The 19,616-nt window shown below is 58.6% G+C and carries 15 protein-coding genes; 12 read left to right on the top strand and 3 right to left on the bottom strand.

Annotated features, from left to right (window positions below; genetic code table 11):
* Positions 1-26: 26 nt before the first annotated feature.
* Together ACKPCU_RS14060 and ACKPCU_RS14055 are read left to right on the top strand one after the other, a co-directional pair.
* Positions 27-383 (top strand): PilZ domain-containing protein, encoded by a 357-nt coding sequence (locus ACKPCU_RS14060; RefSeq protein ID WP_104737622.1) that lies wholly within the window; start codon positions 27-29, stop codon positions 381-383.
* Between the two features lie 5 nt (positions 384-388).
* The gene (locus tag ACKPCU_RS14055) at positions 389-1,168 is read left to right on the top strand and encodes a TatD family hydrolase (protein WP_321347618.1); all 780 of its coding nucleotides are present in this window, start codon (positions 389-391) and stop codon (positions 1,166-1,168) included.
* A 208-nt stretch (positions 1,169-1,376) separates the two neighbouring features.
* Here ACKPCU_RS14055 and ACKPCU_RS14050 read toward each other — a convergent pair whose 3' ends face one another.
* The gene (locus ACKPCU_RS14050) at positions 1,377-2,540 is read right to left on the bottom strand and encodes an aminotransferase class V-fold PLP-dependent enzyme (protein ID WP_321347617.1); all 1,164 of its coding nucleotides are present in this window, start codon (positions 2,538-2,540) and stop codon (positions 1,377-1,379) included.
* 189 nt (positions 2,541-2,729) lie between these two features.
* Between ACKPCU_RS14050 and ACKPCU_RS14045 the strand changes: the two genes are divergently transcribed.
* The gene (locus ACKPCU_RS14045; RefSeq protein ID WP_104737781.1) at positions 2,730-3,368 is read left to right on the top strand and encodes a TetR/AcrR family transcriptional regulator; all 639 of its coding nucleotides are present in this window, start codon (positions 2,730-2,732) and stop codon (positions 3,366-3,368) included.
* Positions 3,369-3,456: 88 nt separating this feature from the next.
* Positions 3,457-4,512 carry an amidohydrolase family protein gene (locus ACKPCU_RS14040; protein WP_407651858.1) on the top strand — a complete coding sequence of 352 codons (1,056 nt, stop codon included), beginning with the start codon at positions 3,457-3,459 and terminating at the stop codon, positions 4,510-4,512.
* Here ACKPCU_RS14040 and ACKPCU_RS14035 read toward each other — a convergent pair.
* Complete coding sequence (locus ACKPCU_RS14035; protein WP_321347614.1) at positions 4,479-6,137, bottom strand: carboxylesterase/lipase family protein; 1,659 nt, start codon at positions 6,135-6,137, stop codon at positions 4,479-4,481. The genes ACKPCU_RS14040 and ACKPCU_RS14035 overlap by 34 nt on opposite strands.
* 205 nt (positions 6,138-6,342) lie before the next feature.
* On the opposite strand from ACKPCU_RS14035, the gene ACKPCU_RS14030 reads away from it, so the two are divergent.
* The 8 genes from ACKPCU_RS14030 to ACKPCU_RS13995 all read left to right on the top strand — a co-directional run bounded on the left by ACKPCU_RS14030 (position 6,343) and on the right by ACKPCU_RS13995 (position 18,070).
* Positions 6,343-7,242 (top strand): radical SAM protein, encoded by a 900-nt coding sequence (locus tag ACKPCU_RS14030; RefSeq protein ID WP_104737617.1) that lies wholly within the window; start codon positions 6,343-6,345, stop codon positions 7,240-7,242.
* A gap of 8 nt (positions 7,243-7,250) precedes the next feature.
* Positions 7,251-7,847, top strand: coding sequence for a DUF4823 domain-containing protein (locus ACKPCU_RS14025; RefSeq protein ID WP_321347612.1), 597 nt, complete (start codon positions 7,251-7,253; stop codon positions 7,845-7,847).
* A 22-nt stretch (positions 7,848-7,869) separates the two neighbouring features.
* Positions 7,870-8,451: a DUF1285 domain-containing protein gene (locus tag ACKPCU_RS14020; protein WP_321347610.1), complete on the top strand. Its 582-nt coding sequence runs from the start codon at positions 7,870-7,872 to the stop codon at positions 8,449-8,451.
* Positions 8,452-8,874: 423 nt separating this feature from the next.
* Positions 8,875-11,028 carry an adenosylcobalamin-dependent ribonucleoside-diphosphate reductase gene (locus ACKPCU_RS14015; protein WP_104737614.1) on the top strand — a complete coding sequence of 718 codons (2,154 nt, stop codon included), beginning with the start codon at positions 8,875-8,877 and terminating at the stop codon, positions 11,026-11,028.
* Positions 11,029-11,110: 82 nt separating this feature from the next.
* A complete protein-coding gene (locus ACKPCU_RS14010) occupies positions 11,111-11,809 on the top strand; it encodes a TSCPD domain-containing protein (protein ID WP_104737613.1) in 699 nt (232 codons plus the stop codon).
* Between the two features lie 416 nt (positions 11,810-12,225).
* Positions 12,226-13,020 carry an alpha/beta fold hydrolase gene (locus ACKPCU_RS14005; protein WP_321347606.1) on the top strand — a complete coding sequence of 265 codons (795 nt, stop codon included), beginning with the start codon at positions 12,226-12,228 and terminating at the stop codon, positions 13,018-13,020.
* Positions 13,021-13,067: 47 nt separating this feature from the next.
* The gene (locus tag ACKPCU_RS14000) at positions 13,068-15,146 is read left to right on the top strand and encodes a PQQ-dependent dehydrogenase, methanol/ethanol family (protein WP_321347604.1); all 2,079 of its coding nucleotides are present in this window, start codon (positions 13,068-13,070) and stop codon (positions 15,144-15,146) included.
* 215 nt (positions 15,147-15,361) lie between these two features.
* Positions 15,362-18,070 (top strand): LuxR C-terminal-related transcriptional regulator, encoded by a 2,709-nt coding sequence (locus ACKPCU_RS13995; protein WP_321347602.1) that lies wholly within the window; start codon positions 15,362-15,364, stop codon positions 18,068-18,070.
* Between the two features lie 166 nt (positions 18,071-18,236).
* Here ACKPCU_RS13995 and ACKPCU_RS13990 read toward each other — a convergent pair whose 3' ends face one another.
* Entirely contained in the window at positions 18,237-19,610 is a 1,374-nt protein-coding gene (locus tag ACKPCU_RS13990) for a DUF1329 domain-containing protein (RefSeq protein ID WP_321347598.1), read from the bottom strand.
* Between the last annotated feature and the right edge of the window lie 6 nt (positions 19,611-19,616).

Below are 19,616 nucleotides of genomic sequence, written 5' to 3'. Positions count from 1 at the left end.
ATCGCGTTGAGTTAAAGGAATGATCAATGAGTAAACCAATGGCTCCGGGGCCACGCAACGGCATTCTGTCGCTGACCATCAAGGACAAATCCGTTTTGTATGCGGCTTACATGCCGTTCGTGAAGCACGGCGGTCTTTTCATTCCCACCAACAAGAACTACCACCTCGGCGACGAGGTGTTCATGCTGCTGAACCTGATGGATGAGCCGGAGAAGATTCCGGTTGCCGGCAAGGTGATCTGGGTCACTCCAAAGGGGGCTCAGGGCAATCGCGCAGCAGGTATTGGTGTCCAGTTCAGTGATCAGGACAATACCGCGCGCAGCAAAATCGAAACCTATTTGGCCGGTGCGCTGCAGTCGGATCGGCCGACCCATACCATGTAGTCTTCATGCTTATTGATTCACACTGTCACCTTGATCGTCTTGATTTAACGCCCTATAACGGCTCTCTTGATGCATTGCTGGACGCGGCGCGCGCGCGTGGCGTCAGCAAGTTTCTTTGTATTGGCGTCGATGCCGATAACGCCGTCACGGTGCAGCAGCTGGCGGACCGTTACGAGGACGTATTTTGCAGCGTCGGTGTTCACCCGCTTGATCTGAAAGACGGCAAGGCAACCGATCTGAACTGGTTATTGGAGATGCTGACTCATCCGCGAACCGTTGCGATAGGTGAGACCGGGCTGGATTATCACTACGAGCCGGAACTGGCAGAGCAGCAGAAGACCTCTTTTGCGATTCACCTGCAGGCTGCGCAGCAGACCGGTAAGCCGGTTGTGATCCACACCCGGGCCGCACGTCAGGACACTCTGGATATGTTGCGTGAGGCTGACCTGCCCAATGCCGGGGTGCTGCATTGCTTTACCGAAGACTGGGAAATGGCGCGTGCTGCGCTGGATATGGGGTACTACATTTCACTCTCCGGCATTGTGACCTTCCGTAATGCCGATGCCCTGCGTGACGTCGCTCGACAGGTGCCGGCCGATCGGCTGCTGGTCGAAACGGATTCCCCTTACCTGGCACCGGTTCCGCATCGGGGCAAGCCTAACGAGCCCCAGTTTGTATGCGAGGTGGCGGCGTTTCTCGCAGACCTGCGGGGGGAGTCGCTGGAGTGCCTTCAGCAGCAAACGACCGATAACTTCCACCGTCTTTTCCCGTTGTCCCAGACCTGAAAACCGGGCAAAAAAAACCCGAATTCTGGGGGAGGAATTCGGGTTAAGACCATTAGGAGTGATACATCGGCAGGACAGGGCCTGCCAGTACAGGAACGACGTTTGGGGGATGTGTCGTTCCTGATAGCTTCAGTATTGTCGAATTTACCTGTCTTTCCACCGAGCTTTGCCGCTTTTATAAACTGATTTGGAATACGTTCCAGGTATCTTATCGTGAAGCGTTGTTATCGTCGGTGGCCTCAAGCAAATCCCTGAGGCGGCTCACTGCCAGCGCCAGGGTCGCCCTGTCGGTGTAGAAGTGGGGAGACCAGCGAATGCCTCCGCCACGCAGTGCGCAAATGACTCCCTGATCCATCAGTTGTCGATGCAGCGATCGCAACGCCACTCCCTTAGCCGAGAAGGTGATGATGCCGGAGCGGCGGTGCGCGGCGAGGTCGCTGAGCAAGGTCACGCCGGGCAATGCCGTCAGCAGCTCGGCCAGCAGACAGATTCGCTTGTCCAGTTCCGCTGCGACTGTTTCCATCCCGGCTTCCAGCAGCAGCGACAGGCTAGCTGACAGGGCTTGTTGGGCCAGCGTGTTCGGGCTGCCAGGCTCAAAACGCCGTGCTGAACTGGCCGGACGCCAATCATGGCGGTCATAGTCGCCCATCGCCTCGACCATATGCCAGCCGTGCTGGGTTAGTTTCAGTTGCTCACGCGCCCGGGCATGACAATAAAAAACGCCCAGGCCTTCGGGGCCCAGCAACCACTTGTGGCCGTCAGCCATGGCAAAGTCGCAATCAACGTGTTGCACATCAAGCGGTTGTGCGCCGAGGGTTTGGATTGCATCCACACAAAACAGAACCCCGCGTTCGCGGCAGGCAGCGCCGAGTTGCGGCAGGTCGATACGCAGCCCGGTGCCGTATTGCACCGAGCTGATGCTGAGCAGGCGGGTACGCTCGGTCATTGCGTTGATGAGGTTCTGCTCCGGCTGGCTGTCAAGGCTGACCGGCCGGACCTTGACGCCCTGGTCGCGCAGGGCTTCCCAGGGAATGCGGTTGGATGGGAATTCCTGATCGCTGATCAGAATTTCGTCTCCGGGCTGCCATGTCAGTCCCTGTGCAACGAACGACAGGGCCTCGGAGGTGTTCTTGACCAGCGCGATGTCCTCCGTTGTTGGGGCGTTGAGCAGGGCGGTGAGCTGCTCGCGCAGGTGCTTCTCGGTGCGACTCCAGCGCGGGTAGTCACGGGCACCTTGCAGCATGTTCTCCTTGGCGAAGGCACTAACCGCCTCGGCTGCGCGTTTGGGCCAGGGCGCCACGGCTGCGTGGTTGAGGTAGCAGATCGCAGGATCCTGGGGAAATTCAGATTGCCAGCTATTGTTCAGCGCCATACTGCGCCTCCTCGGTGGTGTCGTTGTTGGCAAAGCTCAGGCTCGTGGTTCAGGGTGGAGCAGCAGTGGCCTATGGCTCCACAATGTAGACGTAGCTGAACTGCATAGTCAGCTTGTAAGCAAATCTGGGCACAGGGTCATCAACTTGGCATAATGGGGCACTTTGCCAATTTGAATCTGGGTACCTTGATGCAGAAAGAGTCACGTAAAGTTCGCGAATTTCGTCGTCGCGAGCAGGAAATCCTCGACAGCGCATTGCGTCTTTTCCTTGAGCAGGGCGAAGACAGTGTAACGGTTGAGATGATCGCCGACGAAGTCGGGATTGGCAAAGGCACCATTTACAAGCACTTCAAATCCAAGGCGGAAATCTACCTGCGGCTGATGCTTGACTATGAGCGAGCACTTGCCGAGTTGATGCATTCCGAAGCTATCGAGCGTGATAACGCCGCGTTACCACGGGACTATTTCGAGTTTCGGATGAGCGACCCGGAGCGTTATCGGCTGTTTGATCGGTTGGAAGAGAAAGTCGTCAAATCCAACCAGTTACCGTCGATGGTTGAAGAGCTTCACCAGATTCGCACCTCCAACTTCAATCATGTAACCGGTCTGATTCAGTCGCGTATCGACGACGGCAAGCTGGAAGATGTGCCTGCCTATTTTCACTACTGCGCGGCCTGGGCTCTGGTACACGGTGCAATGGCCATGTATCACTCGCCGTTCTGGCAGGATGTGATCAAGGATCAGGAAGGCTACATGCAGTTTTTGATGGATGTTGGTGTTCGCATGGGCAATCGTTTTAAGCGCCGCAAGGAGGGCGAGCAGGCCTGACATGGCCTGTGTCTGCTGAACTCCCGTCCCTCGCAGCAGTCAGATCAGGGGCAGTCATGACAGGAGTCAGCCCTTGTTCAGATCACCCATTGTGTTGGCCGGTGTGCTCGCCACCGGCCTGCTGTCGTCATCTGCGCTGACGGCAAGAGAGTACCGCTACAGCGACGCCCATTTGCATTATGTCGACTTCTTTCAGGAGTCAGAGGGCATGGAGGCGTTACTGCAGGCGATGGACGACGCCGGCGTCGATCACGCGATGCTCAGTGGGGTGCCGGTTGCCAAGCAATGGCATGAAAATGAGCCCAAGCGACCACGCTATTACGCTGGCGATGACGGCGGCGCCTACTGGTTCAGTGCCACCGATGTGTTGGTCGCCAAGGCACTTGACACCTTACCGCCGGACCAGCGTCGGCGTTTTCACCCGTTTCTTTCCGGTTTCAACCCAAACGACAAGAACGCCGATGCCCACATCCGTCGCATGCTGGAGCTGTATCCCGGTGTTTGGCAAGGGCTGGGCGAGGTGTTCACCCGGCACGACGATCTGACGGCGCTGATCCATGGAGAGCCGCCTCGGGCCAATAGCGAGGCGATGCATCGGGTCTACATGCTGGCGGCCGAATACGATCTTCCGGTGCTGGTGCATAGCAACATCACATCGCAACGCGAGCGCAATCCGCTGTATCTGGCCGAGATCGAAGAGCCTCTGCGAAACCATCCGCGGGTGCGCTTTATCTGGGCCCACGCGGGCACCAGCATGGAGATTCATCGTCATCAGACCCGCTTGGACTTCTTGCTGCCGACGCTGCGTCGACTGCTGACAGCGTATCCGAACCTGTATATCGACTTGTCCTGGACGGTGCGCGAACCCTACTTGCTCAATCAGGAGGGTGAGCCCGATCCAGACTGGGTGCAGTTGGTAGAGGATTTTCCCGAGCGCTTCATGCTGGGGTCGGACGTGGTAGGGCAGTTTGGTAGTGTCGAGAAATACATGACGGGCTTTGATCCGTTTCTGGATGCATTGCCCGAGAATGTTGCCCGCGCGGTCGCGCGGGACAACTTTCTGGCCGTGCTGCCTGATCCGGCCTCACCAACCGAGGCTGTGAGCGAGGATCAGGGCACCAGCAACGGAGGGTTGGCCCAGTAGCCGCAATGGTGATAGCCGAGGAAGCTCAGCGTGCTCACGCTGCTGGCGTTGGGTACATCAAGCATCAACAGATTGCCAGTGGCCGCCTGTGGCCACGCGGCTGCTACGCCGTCGGTGGTGCTCGGGTTACCGTCCTTGGCAAACTGGGTCCAGTAATCGACCATCTCTCCCGACAGGCTGGACAGGTCGTTTAGATCGCCCGTGTAGCGCTGCTCCATCAAACTCTGGGCGTAGAGTACGTAGGGGATTTCCCCTGCGTGGGTGGCGCCCAGCGGGAAGGTCACGGCAAGTGGCGGCACCAGCGTCCAGGGTGCGTCCTCATCGCGGAACCAATACTGGAAGGTGTTCATGCTGGCGCCGGCAAATGTGGTCGCTTGTGAGTAGGCGTTGCAGGCGAACATGAAGTCGGTCCAGATGCCTGAGAGGGCTTCGCTGTACAGGGAGGTAGATCCGTCATAGAAGTTAAGGTAGTCGGTAGCGATCTGGTCATCGTCGAACGGGATGCTGGCCTGATAGGGCTGGAAGAACGCTGCCACTCGATCACGGTATTCCGCCTCGTCGTCGATAGGGTCTCCGCCGACCTCATCCAGTGCGACAAAGAGGGTGCCTTCGTTCTGGTTGCTGCCGATCATGATGTCGAGTGTGTCGTTGAACTCGCCGTCAGTCAGGGCCTGCTGGATCGACTTGGGCAGCAGGTCGCTGGATGCGTCGACGACTGGGATCGATTGAGACCCCTGGGCTGCCAGCAGGGCCGAAACCGGCAGTGCACGCAGGCAGTCTGCGGCGGTAGTCGGTTCGTTGCAGCCCAGCCCGTTGGCAACGCCGATGCCAATGGCCTGGGCCGTTGCCTTGGGCATCTGGAACGGTGCATAAGAACCGCTCTGGACGATGGCTCGCTGGAACAGGTCTGCGTCGGCGGCGCGGGGGGAGACGATATGGCTCATGACGCTGTGACCGCCGGCGGATTCGCCGAACAAGGTGATATTGGCTGGATCGCCGCCAAAGGCCTCGATGTTGTCCTTGACCCAACGCATTGCCAGTTGCTGATCCATCAGGGCGAAGTTGCCAGCGTCGGATTCCAGTGCCGGGTGTGCTAAAAAGCCAAGGTTGCCAAGACGGTAGTTGAGCGTGACGACAATGACGTCCTGCTCAACCAGACGGGTGGGGTCGTACTCGCCGCTGCCGTTGCCGAAGACAAACGCGCCACCATGAATCCAGACCATTACGGGGAGGTCTGCAGCATCGGCGGGAGCGTAAACGTTCAGATACAGGCAGTCTTCTTCACCGACCGCGGCGCCGGTGGTGAGGTCCGATTGCGGGCAGCTGTTACCAAAGCTATCGCTCAGGCGCAGTGTATCGCTATGGGTTGCTGGCGGCTGCGGAGGGGCAAAGCGCAGGTCTCCAACCGGTGGCTGAGCGTAAGGAATGGCACGGAAGATCCGGATACCGTTCTGGCGGATACCGACGACCGAGCCCTCCGTGGTCTGAACGGCGAGCGGGTCAGGGGTGCTAGAGCCTCCACCGCCGCCGCCAGTCAAGCAGGCAGACAGCGACAGCGTCGCGACGCCCAGGCTGAGGGCCTTGAGGGTTGGCAGGGAGGTGGCGCGTGAGCGGGCAGTACTCATTATTATTGTCCTGTACTGTGGGAGGTTTCGAGGCAGAGTTGGAAATTGCCCCGGTTCGGGGCTAATGCGTTTTTTGCACGTGCCGGAACTATATGTGAACCCTGTCACGTCCCGCTAAACACGTCCGGGTGGTTTGCTTCGTCAGGTGTACTGGCTATGATGAGCGGTTTTTTGCAGCGCAGTGTTCAGCAACAGGAGAGCAGTCATGGCGGTACAAGAGTCATTTCCGGTCAGTTACATCGAGCCGGTATTTCGCCCGCCGAGTGAAGCGCATTCGCTGATTCTGCCGGTTACCAACGGCTGCTCTTGGAACAAGTGCACGTTCTGCGAGATGTATACCGCGCCGCAGAAGAAGTTTCGTGCACGGGACGAGGCAGAGGTGCTTGATGAGATTCGCCGGGTGGGGGAGCGCTATATCGTGCAGCGTATATTCCTGGCTGACGGCGACGCGATGGTGCTGCCGACACACCGCTTGCTGCGGATTCTCGAAGCCATTGCCGAGCACATCCCGAGCGTCGAGCGGGTGACATCCTACTGTTTGCCGCGCAACCTCAAACGCAAGTCAGTCGAGGAGCTCAAGGAGTTGCGCGAGGCCGGCCTGGCGATGCTGTATGTTGGTGCTGAATCGGGTGACGACGAGGTGCTGGAGCGGGTCAACAAGGGAGAGACAGCCGCTTCGACAGCTGATGCTCTGATCAAGGCCGGCGACGCTGGATTGAAGCGCTCGGTGATGATTCTCAATGGTCTGGGTGGGGCGAGCCTCAGTGCACAGCATGCGTTGAATTCTGCCAAACTGCTGAACGAGACACAGCCCGAGTTCGTCTCGACGCTGGTTGTCAGCTTCCCGCAGGGGATGGCACGTTTTCAGCAGCGCTATCCTGATTTTGTTGAGTTGAACCAGCAGCAGTTGTTCCGCGAACTGCGCGAGTTCGTGGCGGCGCTGACGCTGGACAACAGCACTTTTCGCAGCGACCATGCCTCTAATGCCCTGGTGTTGAAGGGCGAGCTCGGGCGGGACAAGGAACGGCTGTTGGCGCAAATAGATCAGGCGATCAGTCGCCCCGAACAGGCTGGCCTGCGTCCGGAGTGGATGCGCGGACTTTAGGAGGTTTTATGCGCAAGGCTTTGATTCTGCTAGGAATAATCATGCTTTCCGGATGCATGAAGCCGTCTGATATGCAGGATCAGGCCAGCTACTATCTTGGTGACGCAGGGGTGCTAAACCACTATCGCATCCAGCGCAGCAGTACCTGGGTTTTACAATCCGATTCCAAGCTATACATTGCTCAGGGCCACTTCCTGCCGGTCGGCAACCCGTATGCCCGCCCCAACGTGGTAGCCGAGGAAGCGTTTGCGGCGGCAGTAGAAGTGTTTCCTATCGTGCGTCGAGCGGAGCAGCCGCTCGGTCTCGAAGAGGCGTTGACCGAAGCGCGTAGCTACGGATACGACTATTTGCTCTACACCCGGTTTGCCTCTGCAGAAGATGCCGTTGGCAGCGTTGAGCAGTGGGAAGACTCCGGACGCTGGGAGGATCTTGGTCTGGACCGCGCCGTATTGCAGTTGATGGTATTTGAAGTGGGCACCCGGCACCTGGTTGACTACGCCCGGATTGAAACCCGGGGCGGGTTTCTGCAGTTTTACAAAGCGTCACCGGACGATTTGCTGCGGCCGCCATTGCAGGACTACACAGGCCAGTTGCTTGGCCGCTGAAAGTGACCACTCAGGAGGAACGATGCCGGACCGTGCGCCACCCCCACAATCCCTGTTGAACAGCCTGCCGCAACGGGGCGAACTGCAGCGTCGCGATCCGGCGCCGGTACATCTGTGGCATCCGGAGCTGAGTGGCGAAATGGATATGCGTATTGCCCGGGACGGCACCTGGTATCACGAGGGCGACCCGATCAAGCGTTTGGCGCTGGCTCAGCTGTTTTCCACCATTCTGCGGTTGGACGAGGACGGTCGTTACTATCTCGTGACTCCGGTCGAACGCTGGGGCATTCAGGTTGATGATGCACCTTTTGTCGCTACCGGCCTAACGGTGAGTGGTCAGGGCGGGCAGCAACAACTGACGTTCACAACCAATCTGGAGGACTCTATTCCTCTGGATGCCGATCATCCGTTGCGGGTTGAGTTGGACCCGCAGACGGGGGAACCCTCCCCATACGTGCGTGTGCGTGCCAATCTGGATGCACTGATAAGTCGCACGGTCTTTTATGAGCTGGTCGATCTTGCCGTCGAGACCGAGGTCGCAGATCAGCTGCGTACCGGGGTCTGGAGTGGGGGGCAGTTCTTTCCGATGGACGGCGCCGAATAGGTGCATCCTGCGTGCTGCTGCGTCATTGCTGGGCGCGTTTGGCAGCCGCTTTCCCGACGTAAACACTCCGCCTGATTGTCAACCCGAAAAACGTGAAAAAGCGTGTTTTTTTGATGTTGATATTTACCATATGTGGGTCTAGCATTGCCCGGAATGCACAACAAATAGTGTTTTGTCGGCCGGGATGCGTACAGGTCAAAAGCCTCTGCGTCAAGCCCTTGGGAAGCGCTGATTAATTCCACACGCTCTCGCCCTGCGGGGCGACCAAGCTAGGCCGCACGCTGTGTTGTGGTTGCTCGACAGGTCCCGACATACCTTCGAAACCACGCCTTGATTGCGCTCGGCCTGAGCGCCAGAGGGCATGCGGAATTAACCAGCGCTTCCCTGAATGGTGGTTCAGGTCGCGTATTTCAGGAGACAGAAATGAGTCAAACAGCCAAGGTGCAGCGCCTGCATAATGTGGTTACCAGCATCCCCCTGCAGCCCGCGTCAGAAGATATCTGGGATACCAAATACCGACTCAAGACCAAAGACGGCACCGCCATCGACAAGTCTGTCGATGAGACTTTCCAGCGTGTCGCACGTGCTCTGTCTGAAGTAGAAGCGCCGGAGCTGCGTGAAGAGTGGTATGAGAAATTCCTCTGGGCTCTGCGTCATGGCGCTATTCCGGCTGGCCGTATTACCTCCAACGCCGGTGCACTTGAGCACAAGCCGGCAACGTCGACCATCAACTGCACCGTGTCTGCGACCATCGGTGACTCGATGGACGATATTCTTGCCAAGCTGCACGAAGCTGGCCTGACCCTGAAGGCAGGCTGTGGTATCGGCTACGAGTTCTCCACTTTGCGCCCGAAAGGTGCCTACGTCTCTGGCGCCGGTGCCTATACGTCCGGCCCGCTGTCGTTCATGGATATCTACGACAAGATGTGCTTTACCGTGTCCTCTGCCGGTGGCCGTCGTGGTGCCCAGATGGCGACATTCGATGTTGGTCATCCGGACGTGATGGACTTCATTCGCGCCAAGCGTGAAGGTGGGCGTCTGCGTCAGTTCAACCTGTCGCTGCTGATCACAGAAGAATTCATGAAGGCGGTTGAGGCCGATGCCGACTGGCAGCTGGCATTCCCGCTGAATCAGGCTGAAATGGAAGCGGACGGCGTTGATGTCAACGACGCTGAACAGGTGATCTGGCGCGAGTGGCCGAGCAATGAGCGCTATGTCAGCCGTGAAGATGGTCTGGTTGCCTGCCGTATCTTCCGCACCATGAAGGCACGTCGTATCTGGGACATGATCATGAGTTCCACCTACGACTTCGCCGAGCCCGGCTTCATCCTGATTGACCGTGTCAACGAGATGAACAACAACTGGTTCTGCGAGGAAATTCGTGCGACCAACCCTTGTGGCGAGCAGCCGCTGCCGCCGTATGGTGCCTGCCTGCTGGGCTCTATCAACCTGACCCTGTTTGTCCGCGATCCGTTCACCGACAAGGCGCGCTTCGACTGGGATGAGTACCGTCGCGTCGTTGATATCTTTACCCGCATGCTGGACAACGTGGTTGAGATCAACGGTCTGCCGCTGGAGCAGCAGCGCAACGAAATTTACCGCAAACGTCGTCACGGCATGGGCTTCCTCGGTCTGGGCTCTACCATGACCATGCTGCGTATGAAGTATGGCGAAGCCGACTCCCTTGAGTTCACTGAGCAGGTTTCCCGGGAGATGGCCATGCAGGGCTGGCGCACCGGTCTGGCGCTGGCAGAAGAGAAGGGCGCTGCACCGATCATGGACGAAGAGTTCGTGGTGACCGAGGCGATGCTGGCCAAGCGTCCGGAAATGGTCGCAGATGGCATCAAAGCGGGTGATACATTGGCTGGTAAGGTGCTTTGGGCCAAGTACAGCCGTTACATGCAGCAGGTAGCAGGTGAAGATGCCGAACTGGCTGCAGCGCTGGCCGAAAAAGGCTCTCGCTTCACTCACCACAGCTCCATTGCGCCGACCGGTACCATTTCGCTGTCGCTGGCCAATAACGCGTCCAACGGCATTGAGCCGAGCTTCGCGCACCACTACTTCCGCAACGTGATCCGCGAAGGCAAGAAGTCGAAGGAAAAGGTAGACGTGTTCAGCTTCGAGCTGCTGGCCTACCGTCATTTCATCAACGCCGATGCGCTGCCGAGCATGGATGCCGAGTCCCGCAACCTGCCGGAGTACTTCATCGCCGCTGATGACGTGTCCCCGACCCAGCACGTTGACGTCCAGGCTGCCGCGCAGAAGTGGATTGACTCGTCGATCTCCAAGACCGCTAACGTACCGACCGATTACCCGTACGAGTCCTTCAAGGATATCTACATGTACGCCTTCCACAAGGGCCTGAAGGGTTGCACTACCTTCCGCTTTAACCCGGAAGCGTTCCAGGGTGTACTCGTGAAGGAGCAGGATCTGGCCAACACCACCTACCGCTTCAAGCTGGACGATGGCACTTTCATCGAGGCCAAGGGTGGTGACGAGATCGAGTATGATGGTGAGCTGCATACCGCTGCCAACCTGTACGATGCCCTGAAAGAAGGCTACTACGGCAAATTCTGAACTCGTGCCGCTTCGGCGGCACCCGGTAGTTCGCAAATCTGATGAATCGGCCGCGCAGACGCGTGGCGAGGAAGTGAAAGACATGGCACTGAAGATCAACAGCAAGATCGTCGACTATGCTGTAGTCAAACCTGATGAACCGGCCAAGGCGCCGGAAGCCAAGGCCGCTCCGGCGATCGAAGAAATGCACGAGAAGCTCAAGCGCCCCGAGTTTCTTGAGGGCTCGACCTACAAGATCAAGACTCCGACCTCGGAGCACGCGATCTACGTCACCATCAACGACGTCGTGCTCAACTCCGGCAGCGACCACGAGACCCGTCGTCCCTTCGAAATCTTCATCAACTCGAAGAATATGGAGCACTACCAGTGGATCTCAGCCCTGACGCTGATTATCTCTGCTGTGTTTCGCAAGGGCGGTGACTGCACCTTCCTGGTTGAAGAGCTGCGCAGCGTGTTCGATCCCAAGGGCGGTTACATGAAGCGCGGTGGCCGCTGGAGCCCTTCGCTGGTGGCTGAAATCGGCGATGTGCTGGACCAGCACCTCAAGCGTATTGGCATGATCAAGGACGAAATGGACGAGCATCAGCAGGCGTATCTTGAGCAGAAGCGTGCCGAGTTCGCCAGTCTGAAGCCGCAGGGCCAGACCGAAGCAGACTGTGATGACAGCGCTTCTGCCTACCCGGAAGGTGCTCAGATGTGTGGCAAGTGCCACACCAAAGCTGCGATTCAGATGGACGGATGCCTGACCTGCCTGGCCTGCGGCGATAGCAAGTGCGGCTGATCAAGCCCGCTCTCAGCGTCTAAATAACGCGTCCTTCGGGGCGCGTTTTTTTTGAGCCGCAAGCCGCTGTCATAAGCTGCAAGCCCAAGCAAAAAGCAGAGCCAAGCTGGACGTTTTGGTTGGGCGTGGGTGGCTGATGTTTATCCGTGGCGGACGCGACATGTGGCGTACCTAAAGACGGGTGCGGCCCAAGCTGCAAGTCAGGGACTACCGCGCAACAGGGGTAACGTTCTTCTCTTTGCTCAACCACAGACACAAACTCTTGGCTTCCAGCTTGGTTTTGCTTGTCGCTTGCGACAGCGGCTCTCCGCTGTTGCCGGTCATTCATTTGCCCCATATCCCCCAACAGGGGGGGTGAACCCGTTTAGCCCCTGTCCCTAGCATCAAGCTTCGAAAGATGACGCGGAGCCTGCCCCATGGCCTATCTGACGGTGAATGATGTCCGTCTGCACTTCGAACGCTTCCCCCAACCGGGTAAACCGGTGCTGGTGCTCAGTCATTCGCTTTTTTTTGACTGGCGGATGTTTCAGCCGTTGATTGAGCTATTGCACCCGCACTTTGAGATTCTGGCCTACGACCATCGTGGACAGGGCCTCAGCAGTCGAAGTGGGACGCTTGATATGGATACCCTGACTGACGATGCGGTGGCGTTGATTGATGCACTTGATCTGGCGCCTTGTTACTTCGCTGGCAACTCGATGGGGGGCTTTATCGCGCTGCGCCTGGCAGCGCGTTCCCCCGAGCGTTTGGCTGGCTGCATCGTGATGGGTAGCAGCGGTGACCTGGAGCACCAGTTGCCCGAGTTTGAGCCGCTGGTTCAGCAGTTGGCACAGGATGGAGCGGCCGACCAGGTCGACACCCTGATGTACATCATGTTCGGTGACCACACACTGCGCAGTCCTGAATACACCGCCCTATGTGCGCACTGGCGCAATCAGATGCGCCAGTTGGGGACGGAGATTGGCGCCGCAGCGATGGAGGTGATTCATCGCAGCAGTGTACTGAGCGAGTTGAAATCCCTCCGCGTGCCGTTGCTGGTACTGGCAGGGGAACAGGACCACGCCTACAGCCAGGCTCTGTCGAAGCAGATCGTCGAATACGCCGGACACGGCGAGTGCAAGGTTATCACTGGGGCGGGCCATTCGCTCGCGCTCGAGCAGCCCGTTCAGGTGGCGGACGCCATTCACGCATTTACGCTGAGCGCCGGTTGAGCAGTAACGAACAGAAAAATAACGACAACAACAGAAGAGTCATACCCATGAAGAAGTTGATTGCCTTTCCCCTGGTTGCATCGCTGCTTGGTATTGCCGCAGCGGTGCACGCTGGCGTGGTAGATACCGCCGCCATGCTTGCGGTCGAGAACGACGGTAGCGAATGGCTGAGCTACGACCGAACCTGGTCACAGCAGCGTTTCAGTCCATTGCAGCAGATCACCACCGAAAACGTAGATCAGCTGGGGCTGGCTTGGTCGATTGATCTCGACAACACCCGTGGGTTGGAGGCAACCCCGCTTTACCATGAAGGCGTCCTTTACACCTCGTTGTCCTGGAGCCGGGTACTGGCTGTTGATGCCGAGACCGGCAATATCCTGTGGAGCTACGATCCAGGTGTCGATAAATCCGGCGCGCGGCATGCATGCTGTGACGCGGTTAACCGCGGCGTGGCGCTGTGGAAAGGCAAGGTGTACGTGGGCACCCTGGATGGCCGCCTGGTGGCGCTGGATGCAAAAACGGGCGAGCCGGTATGGACGCAGCAGACGACCGACCCAAGCAAGCCTTACACCATTACCGGTGCTCCGCGGGTGCTGAATGACATGGTGCTGATCGGTAATGGCGGTGCGGAATACGGAGTCCGTGGCTACTTCTCCGCCTATGACGCGGCGACCGGCGAGATGCGCTGGCGCTTCTACACCGTGCCATCCGATCCGGCAGAAGGCCCGCAGGCGACACCCGCACTGGAAGAAGCCCTGAAAACCTGGAGCGACAAGACGCGCTGGGACCTAGGTGGTGGCGGCACCAGTTGGGATAGCATGGCCTATGACCCCAAGCTGAACCTGCTGTATGTCGGCACTGGTAACGGCTCGCCCTGGAACCGCGAAATTCGCAGCCCCGGAGGCGGTGACAACCTCTACCTGTCGTCGATTTTGGCCTTGCGGCCGGAAACCGGTGAACTGGCCTGGTATTACCAGAGCACTCCGGGCGAGAGCTGGGATTACACCGCAACCCAGCAACTGACGCTGGCTGAGCTCGAAATTGACGGCAAGCCGCGTCAGGTCATCATGCAGGCACCGAAGAATGGGTTCTTCTATGTCCTTGATCGGGCCACCGGCGAGCTGTTGTCGGCCGAGAAATTTGGCAAGGTCACCTGGGCCGAGAAGATTGATATGGCGACCGGCCGTCCGGTCGAGGTGCCGGGCTCGCGCTATGAGAGTGGAGAGCCGGTAACCATCTGGCCGAGTCCGCTAGGTGCGCATAATTGGCATTCTATGTCCTACAGCCCTCTGACCGGGTTGGTCTACATTCCATATCAGGAAATGCCGGCAACCTACGCCAATGAGGGGGGGGACTTCGTCGTTCATAATGGTTTCAACACGGGCGCGGGTCTTGAAAACAGGGAGTTGCCGCGCGAGTACGCAACGGGTGCGCTGATCGCCTGGGACCCGGTAAAACAGGCGCCGGCCTGGCGCGTCGAGCGGCCCAATCACTGGAACGGCGGTACGCTGGTGACCGCAGGTAATCTGGTTTTTCAGGGCACCTCGGCTGGTCAGCTTGAGGCGTACAGTGCCGATATGGGGGCGCCGCTTTGGCACTTCCCGACCCAGACCGGGGTAATTGCCGCCCCTATGACCTACCAGCACAACGGTGAGCAGTACATTGCGCTGATGGCTGGCTGGGGTGGGTCTGGCGGATTGTTCGGCGGTGATGCAGTGCAAGCTGCCGGAGCGCGCAACGTTAGCCGAATGATGGTGTTCAAGCTGGGCGGCAAGGCGCAGCTGTCTGCACCGCCGGCAGCCGCGCCGCTGCCTGATCGGGTGCCGCAACCGGTGGTGGCCGCTGCCAGTGATATTGATGCCGGCTCTGATCTGTATGCGTCCTACTGCATGATCTGCCACGGCGTGGGCACCGTCGGTAACGGTATTTTGCCGGATCTGCGTTACTCCAGCGACGCCATTCGTGACGCCTGGGAGGCGATCGTGTTGCATGGGGCCTTTCAGAACAAGGGTATGGCGTCGTTCGCAGACAGCCTCTCTGCCGAGCAAGCGCAGCAGATCAAGCTCTATATCATGCAGCGTGAATACGAGAGTTGGATGTCAGCCAAGCAGACCGAGGCCGAATAAGCGGTCGGTGGTCAGGGTATGACTGATATTGCCAATTGAGTATTTACTCTAAAGAGGGTGGTTCGTATGATGAGGTAGCCAGCGGCAGCCAGCTGCCTCACGATCGCATTCAGGCTGACTTGCTGTGCACGCTTCTATCTGCCTGCTAAGGTGGATGGTGTTAATAACAAAAAGAGGCTGCCTTACGCAGCCCGTGCTCGGCATGGATCGACTTCATGAACAGGAAACAGGTGGCCTGGATTGCCCCGCAATCCTCCCCCGGGCAGAACCGGGGTGCCGATCTACCAGTGCTGCTGATGACCAAGATCACGCCTCCGCGTCGCGGTCGCGGCATTCTTCCACGCCCTCGTCTTGAGCAATTCGCTGAACAGCTGAGCGAACGTCGGCTCGCGATTCTCGAAGCCCCACCCGGGTTTGGCAAAACAACGTTGGCTACCATCTGGGCAGAGCGGCTTACTGCGTCGGGGCATGCGGTTGCCTGGCTATCGCTGGATACCGAAGACGATAGCCCTCAGCGGGTTCTCTACTATCTTAGTGCGGCGATAAACCGTGTTTGCCCTGCTGTGGGAACGCGTTGCCTTGAGGTGGACGCCAGTCAACACAGCCCCCAGGTTATGGCCAGTTGGCTGATGAGTGAGCTGGAGCTGCGGCCGGAGCCGATTACGCTGTTTCTGGATGACTATCACTGTATTGATGACACTGTGCTGGTTGAGGCGCTGCGCTTTCTGGTGCATCGCGCACCAGAGCATGTGCACATGGTCTTTATCGGTCGCCGGGACCTGCCTGAAGCCATCGTCGAGCACTTCTACGCTGATGAGCGCCTTGAAGTCGATGCAGCGATGCTGCGCTTTGAGCCTGAGGAGACGCGAGACCTCTTGCGCAAGGGCGGTTTGCAGCCAGAGCAGGGCGGTGACCTCTGCAGCATACAGGCTGTGGCGGATGGCTGGATTGCGGCACTACGCGCTTATCTGCTGACACCAAACTCGACTGGTACACGGCAGCTGCCGCGCAGTATCGCCAGCCTGTTTGACGACATTCTGGTTCAGCTGGATGAGGCGACCTGCCGTTGCCTGTGTTTTCTGGGCCTGCTGGACAAATTCAGCCCCGCGTTATTGCGCACCCTGTTTGGTGACCATGCCGCGGAGGAGCTGCTGGCGTTGCTGCGTCGACGTCAGCTGTTTCTGAACGTGCTGGATGAGCAGGACAGCTGGTTCAGTCTGCATCCGATGTTCCGTGAGCATTTGCGGACGGCTTCCTTCAGTCACGATGAAGTAGCGGCGCGCGCATTCCTGCTCAAGGCAGCCAGATGGTTCGCCGAACGGGAACTCTGGTTCGACGCCATTCAGTTGGGAATGGACAGCGGAGACGTTGCACAGCTACGTGCGTGGATGCAGGAATGCGCCAGCATCCTCATGGAACAGGGTGATTTCAGTACGCTGATGTTGCTGGAAAAACGCTGGAAAGCACAGCCGGGTGACAGCTCAGTGCCGCTCAAGATTACCCGAGCTTGGGCAATGGGACTGGCGTTGGAGCACGGTACTGCAATGCGCCTTGCTGATGAGTTGGAGGCCGAAATTCGTCAGTTGGCGGTTGGTGACGAGGCGGTTGCCATGCATTGGGAGGTCCAGGCAATCAAAGCCATGGTGCTGGCGCTGGATGATCGATTTGCCCATGCTGCTCCGCTTGCCGCTGCCTGTTTTGAGTCCGGACACTGCACGGCCTGGGCCCAGAATGTACTGGTCAATGTCATTTGTGCCGCGCACATGCGGTCTTGCCGCTGGGACCAGATGTACGCCTTGCCGCCGACGCAGGGCATTGGTGAGGGCAATCGCGGCTATTTCATGCACGAGTGCTATCGCAAGTCGCTGTATGCTTTGAGCGAGTTTTACCAGGGACGCATTGTGCAGGGTATGGCAACGCTTGATGGTCTGGTGGAGGAGGCTGCCGAGCTGTTTGCCTGCAACCTGCGCCAGCCAAATCCGGTGTTGACCGCACTACCCAAGGGGTTCAGTGCCACGGGGCACTACCTGCGCGGCGAGTTCACCGAGGCCGAGGCGCTGTTGCAGGAGTGTATGCCCTATATCAAGGCTGGCAGTTTCATCGAGTGCACTGCCTTTGCATATATGGCTCAAGTGCGTTTGTTGGCCCATCAAGGCCGATTTGCCCAGGCTCGGCGCATGCTGGACGACCTGGAATCGCTGGCGTTGGCTCGGGACTGGCCGCGGCTGCAGTCGCGGGCGTTGTTGGAGCGGGTACGCCTGCATCTGCTGGAACGCAAGCCGCGCGAAGCCCGCGTTTGCTGCAGCATGCTGCAGCAACTGGCCAGCCTTGAATGGCCGGATCAGTGGCTGGACCGTGAATACTTCGCGTTGCTGTCGCGACTTTGGCTGGCATTGGAGGTTGAGCGCTGCGAGCCTGAGTTGCTGGATCAGGCCGAGCAGATGCTGGCGCGGCTCGAGAGTGCGGAAATTTGCCTCTACTACGCAGAACTGGGGGCGGTTACCGGCCTGTTATTGGGTCGAGAGCGCGGAGTGGATGTTGCAACGCCGTTATTGGGTTCGGTACTGCAGCTCGTCAAGGATACTGGCATGGTCAGTCTTTTGAGTGATCTGCCCAGCCAGGATGCCTGTGGGCTGTTTGTCCGGCATTGCCCGGTGCCCTTGCAGCAACTGGCCACTGAGTTGCTGGGCATTGATGTACAGGGTGAGGGAGTAGGGGGCAGCGAGGCGTTGCTGGCGCTGACGGTCAAGGAGCGTCAGGTGGTACAGCTGGTTGCTGAGGGCAAGTCAAACAAACAGATTGCCCGCGACCTGAATGTGACGCCCGAGACGATCAAGTCACACATGAAAAACATCTTCGCCAAATTGAAAGTGGACAATCGTGCCCAGGCTGCGGTCATGCTGCAGCAGTACGCATTGGTCTGACGTTTTACTTTTAACCTTCGATACGGAGCAGTCTGATGGCCGCTCCCGCTATTTGTGTGCGGACCGTTCCGCTGGCTGCTTCGGGTTGCGTTCAGGGCCGCTGAAAAAAGAAAGCCCCTGTCGTCCGGAGCAGCGGAAACGACAGGGGCCCGGTGCTGCTCAGGTATCAGCGAATACCGGATGCCCGCAGCGCGTTGGGAGTAAAGTCTGCCGACGACGCTCGGAAGCTGAAGTCGTAGTTCTTACGCTCCTCATTGGTCATGCCCAGTGCCATGTAGCGACCGTTTTGCAGGTCATACAGGGTTTCGATGGCGTAACCTGGCACTTGCTGGTCAAACCGTTGCATTGCAATCGCCTCTGCCACGCGCCACAGTCCGCCGCGGCCGTCATAGTGATCGATCGCACCTGCCTGCCAGTTATCCTCATCAATGAAGAAGTGACGCTTGGCGTAGACGTGGCGTTGACCTTCCTTCAGGGTCGCTTCAACCTCCCAAACGCGGTGCACTTCGTAGCGCACCAGATCCTGGTTGATATGGCCCGGCTGGATGATCTGATCGTACTCAATGTCGCGCGAGGCGATGGCAAAGTTGTTGTACGGAATCAGCAATTCGCGCTTGCCGACCAGTTTCCAGTTGTAGCGGTCCGGTGAGCCGTTGTAGAGGTCGTAGTTGTCCGATACCCGAGTACCGTCAGCGCTGAACGCCGGGCCGTCATAGGCGACCTGGGGCGCACGGCGTACACGACGCTGACCGGCGTTGTACATCCAGGCGGCGCGCGGTTCCTCAAACTGGTTGATATTTTCGTGCACCAGCAGGACGTCACCGGCCAGACGCGACGGTGACAGGATGCGCTGGGTGAAATAGAACATCAGATTATCGGAGATCTTCGGGCCGTAATCGGTCAGTGCGGTGGCAAAGCAGAACTCATCCTGCAGGATCACCATGGTGTTCGAGCCGTTCGCTTGCGGGGTGGCCTGTGCCATGACGCGGGTGAAACTACCGCCACGGTAACGGGTAATGTGGTTCCAGATCACCTCAACGCCATTCTGCGGAATAGGAAAGGGGTAGGCTGTGTCGAAATTCTCGAGACCGTTACCACCTTCGGCCAGCGTTGTATTGACGGCGTTGCGGGCAATGGCATCAAACACTTCCTGGGGCACGGTGGCGCTGCGGTTGGTCTCGAAAACGCGCAGCTTGTAGGTGTCAGGATAGCGCTTGAGCATCGCCTTCTGCCCGTCGGTGAGCATGTCGGCGTACTGATCCATATTGGCGGCGGAGACGGTGTACAGTGGTTGGTCGCCGGCGAAGGGGTCGGCATAAAAACCATCCGAATCAACCGCCGCAGCGTCTTTGGCCATACCGCCGGTCCAGGCCGGGATGGTGCCGCTGGCGTTGCCGGCACGTTCCGCGCCCATCGGGGTCAGGGTGGTTTGCAGCTTGGCAGCCTCGTCGGGCGAGACGGCAGCACTGACTGACAGCGCCAGCGCGCTGAGCATGGCGCCGCCGAGAAGCTGAAGGGATCGTTTAGGAATCTTTTTCATTGCTTG

The organism is Halopseudomonas oceani, from assembly GCF_963677335.1.
GTDB lineage: Bacteria > Pseudomonadota > Gammaproteobacteria > Pseudomonadales > Pseudomonadaceae > Halopseudomonas > Halopseudomonas oceani.
This window is presented reverse-complemented; position numbering and strand designations above follow the sequence as displayed.

Bases quoted from the DNA above. Each gene is read 5' to 3' on its own strand.
- ACKPCU_RS14060 (WP_104737622.1), top strand. From the start codon at position 27: ATGAGTAAACCAATGGCTCCGGGGCCACGCAACGGCATTCTGTCGCTG.
- ACKPCU_RS14055 (WP_321347618.1), top strand. From the start codon at position 389: ATGCTTATTGATTCACACTGTCACCTTGATCGTCTTGATTTAACGCCC.
- ACKPCU_RS14050 (WP_321347617.1), bottom strand. From the start codon at position 2,540: ATGGCGCTGAACAATAGCTGGCAATCTGAATTTCCCCAGGATCCTGCG.
- ACKPCU_RS14045 (WP_104737781.1), top strand. From the start codon at position 2,730: ATGCAGAAAGAGTCACGTAAAGTTCGCGAATTTCGTCGTCGCGAGCAG.
- ACKPCU_RS14035 (WP_321347614.1), bottom strand. From the start codon at position 6,137: ATGAGTACTGCCCGCTCACGCGCCACCTCCCTGCCAACCCTCAAGGCC.
- ACKPCU_RS14030 (WP_104737617.1), top strand. From the start codon at position 6,343: ATGGCGGTACAAGAGTCATTTCCGGTCAGTTACATCGAGCCGGTATTT.
- ACKPCU_RS14025 (WP_321347612.1), top strand. From the start codon at position 7,251: ATGCGCAAGGCTTTGATTCTGCTAGGAATAATCATGCTTTCCGGATGC.
- ACKPCU_RS14020 (WP_321347610.1), top strand. From the start codon at position 7,870: ATGCCGGACCGTGCGCCACCCCCACAATCCCTGTTGAACAGCCTGCCG.
- ACKPCU_RS14015 (WP_104737614.1), top strand. From the start codon at position 8,875: ATGAGTCAAACAGCCAAGGTGCAGCGCCTGCATAATGTGGTTACCAGC.
- ACKPCU_RS14010 (WP_104737613.1), top strand. From the start codon at position 11,111: ATGGCACTGAAGATCAACAGCAAGATCGTCGACTATGCTGTAGTCAAA.
- ACKPCU_RS14005 (WP_321347606.1), top strand. From the start codon at position 12,226: ATGGCCTATCTGACGGTGAATGATGTCCGTCTGCACTTCGAACGCTTC.
- ACKPCU_RS14000 (WP_321347604.1), top strand. From the start codon at position 13,068: ATGAAGAAGTTGATTGCCTTTCCCCTGGTTGCATCGCTGCTTGGTATT.
- ACKPCU_RS13995 (WP_321347602.1), top strand. From the start codon at position 15,362: ATGAACAGGAAACAGGTGGCCTGGATTGCCCCGCAATCCTCCCCCGGG.
- ACKPCU_RS13990 (WP_321347598.1), bottom strand. From the start codon at position 19,610: ATGAAAAAGATTCCTAAACGATCCCTTCAGCTTCTCGGCGGCGCCATG.